This window comes from Pedobacter sp. 01T416_2 (assembly GCF_056398925.1).
On sequence record NZ_JBFTQI010000754.1, the window covers coordinates 1 to 2,825 of the forward strand.

The 2,825-nt window shown below is 36.2% G+C and carries 6 protein-coding genes and 1 tRNA gene; all 7 read right to left on the reverse strand.

Annotation, left to right across the window (positions count from 1 at the left end):
- A partial coding sequence (gene rplJ / locus AC1DPQ_RS23560) for a 50S ribosomal protein L10 (protein ID WP_477611054.1) occupies positions 1-114 on the reverse strand: 114 nt, incomplete at its 3' end.
- A 2-nt stretch (positions 115-116) separates the two neighbouring features.
- Entirely contained in the window at positions 117-815 is a 699-nt protein-coding gene (gene rplA, locus AC1DPQ_RS23565) for a 50S ribosomal protein L1 (RefSeq protein WP_029279316.1), read from the reverse strand.
- A gap of 20 nt (positions 816-835) precedes the next feature.
- Positions 836-1,279: a 50S ribosomal protein L11 gene (rplK, locus tag AC1DPQ_RS23570; protein ID WP_010601094.1), complete on the reverse strand. Its 444-nt coding sequence runs from the start codon at positions 1,277-1,279 to the stop codon at positions 836-838.
- A 382-nt stretch (positions 1,280-1,661) separates the two neighbouring features.
- On the reverse strand, positions 1,662-2,201 hold the full coding sequence (gene nusG / locus AC1DPQ_RS23575) for a transcription termination/antitermination protein NusG (RefSeq protein ID WP_025143263.1): 540 nt from the start codon (positions 2,199-2,201) through the stop codon (positions 1,662-1,664).
- A gap of 9 nt (positions 2,202-2,210) precedes the next feature.
- Positions 2,211-2,408, reverse strand: coding sequence for a preprotein translocase subunit SecE (gene secE, locus AC1DPQ_RS23580; RefSeq protein ID WP_029279332.1), 198 nt, complete (start codon positions 2,406-2,408; stop codon positions 2,211-2,213).
- Between the two features lie 109 nt (positions 2,409-2,517).
- A tRNA-Trp gene (locus AC1DPQ_RS23585) sits at positions 2,518-2,588 on the reverse strand.
- An 83-nt stretch (positions 2,589-2,671) separates the two neighbouring features.
- Positions 2,672-2,825: EF-Tu C-terminal domain-related protein (locus AC1DPQ_RS23590; protein ID WP_477611055.1), on the reverse strand; the 154-nt coding region annotated here is incomplete at its 5' end.

Here is a 2,825-nt window from a genome sequence, read left to right on the forward strand (position 1 = left end):
GTTGTTAATCTGCTCAACAGAAAGGCTAGAAGTATCAGCAATATAGAAATTGCCATACTCTTGCATTTGTCCTTGTAGTTCTAAAACTACTTCGTTTTTTTCTTCTCTGTTCATGATTAAATCCCCGCTACTGATTTTGTTTCAATTGCAATTCCAGGACTCATTGTAGAAGACACGTGAATGCTTTTAAAATAAGTTCCTTTAGCAGCAGATGGTTTTAATTTTGAAATTACCTGAATGATTTCAAGTGCATTCTCATAAATTTTATCTGCTGGGAATGATACTTTCCCTATTGAAGCGTGTATAATACCGCTTTTGTCTACTTTAAAATCAATCTTACCTGCTTTAACCTCTGTTACAGCTTTACCAACTTCGTTAGTTACTGTACCAGATTTTGGATTTGGCATTAAGTTCCTTGGACCTAAAACGCGGCCTAATTTACCTACTTTTGCCATACAAGCTGGTGTTGTGATAATAATGTCTACATCGGTCCAACCACCTTCAATTTTAGCCACATATTCGTCTAAACCTACGAAGTCTGCGCCAGCTGCTTTCGCTTCTTCTTCCTTATCAGGAGTTACTAGAGCTAAAACACGTACAGTTTTACCTGTACCGTGTGGTAAAGTAGCAATACCACGTACCATTTGATTCGCTTTACGCGGATCTACACCTAAAGATACATCAATATCAACTGATGCGTCGAATTTAGTGGTAGTGATTTCTTTTACCAAAGCAGCAGCAGCCTGTAAAGTATAAGCTTTACCAGCTTCTATTTTAGCGTGTGCCTTTTTTTGATTTTTAGTTAATTTCGCCACTGTTGTAAACTGTTTTTTAATTAATTGTTCCAGGGTGCGTCACCAGAAACGGTGATTCCCATACTGCGTGCTGTACCAGCAACCATACTCATTGCAGATTCGATTGTAAATGCATTTAAATCAGGCATTTTATCTTCAGCAATAACTTTAATCTGGTCCCAGGTCACCGATCCAACTTTTTTACGGTTAGGCTCAGCAGAACCACTCTGTAATTTAGTAGCATCTTTTAACTGGATAGCTACAGGAGGGGTTTTGATGATGAAATCGAATGACTTATCAGCATAAACAGTAATTACAACTGGCAATACTTTACCTGCTTTATCTTGGGTACGAGCGTTGTACTGTTTGCAAAACTCCATAATATTCACCCCTTTAGCACCTAACGCAGGTCCTACTGGTGGCGATGGATTTGCCGCTCCGCCTTTGATCTGTAATTTGATCATTGCACTGACTTCTTTTGCCATTTTGTGTTTTTTGTTTATTTAAAACTCAATGTTAAATATTGGAAGCATGTAACATTTAATTCCTTAGAGCTCCTATAAAGCTTAAAGGACTGCAAAGATATGGATAATCTTGTAAATGCACAATAGATGGAGAGAAATATATTTAATAATATGTAGGTGTTTAAAATATGTGCATTAAATCAGCGATTAAGAAAAATACTTTCTTCAGTTATAAACCATGAATAGATTGCTTCACGCCACCATAAGACCCTTTCTTTGTTCGCAACGACAGAATAAACCACAAAACTTACACTAATTATTAAGCAATTTAAAAAATCATTTAAAAAGAAAAAACCGCACGAAATAAATTCTGCGGTCTTTTTATATTCTAAAAATAATTTGCTTACTCTTTTTCTACTTGCATGTAGTTAAGCTCAAGTGGTGTTTTACGACCGAAGATTTTAACCATTACTTTCAGTTTTTTCTTCTCTTCGTTTACCTCTTCGATAATACCTGAGAAACCGTTGAAAGGTCCATCCATTACTTTAATGCCTTCGCCAACGTAGTAAGGCACATTCATTGTTTCACCTTGCTCGCTCATCTCATCAACCACACCTAAAATACGGTTAACTTCTGCCTGGCGCATTGGGATTGGATTACCAGCTTTATCACCCAAGAAACCAATAACACTATTAATTCCTTTAATGATGTGCTCTAACTCTCCATCTAATGTAGCTTCGATTAAAACATAACCAGGATAGAAGTTACGTTCTTTTGCAATTTTTTTACCATCTTTCATTTGGTAATATTTTTCCATTGGTATTAAAACCTGAGGAACCAAATGAGAGAAACCTAAACGGCTGATCTCAGCATCAATGTACTGTTTTACTTTCTTTTCCTTACCGCTAACAGCCCTTACAACGTACCACTTTAGATCGCTCATTAGTAAATATTAATTAGAAAGTGATTTATAAAAAGTATCTAACACAAATGTTGATCCTTTATCCATTGCAAAAATAACCAATGCAATAATTAAAGAAGCCACTAATACAAGAATTGCAGAACTTTGCAGTTCACCCCAAGTAGGCCATGTAACCTTCTGGGTCATTTCATCGTACGATTCTTTTATAAACTCAACTACTTTAGCCATATTTAATTTATTGAATGACAGAATGACTAAATGAGTGAATGATAATATTCGAAAGCTAACCTTCAAATTCAATCATTCACTCATTCAATTACTCAACCATTGTTTTGAGCACGGGAACAAGGATTCGAACCCTGATCAAAGGTTTTGGAGACCTCTATTCTACCGTTGAACTATTCCCGTAATTAGAAAGCAAAGTGCCTAAGCGCACTTAAACACTTTGCTTTTCTTATTTTTCTTTAGTCCCGATAAATCGGGATTTAAGATTATTTTAAAATTTCAGTTACCTGACCAGCACCTACTGTTCTACCACCTTCACGGATAGCGAAACGTAGACCTTTTTCCATTGCGATAGCGTTGATCAACTTTACAGTGATTGTAACGTTATCACCTGGCATTACCATCTCAGTACCTTCAGCT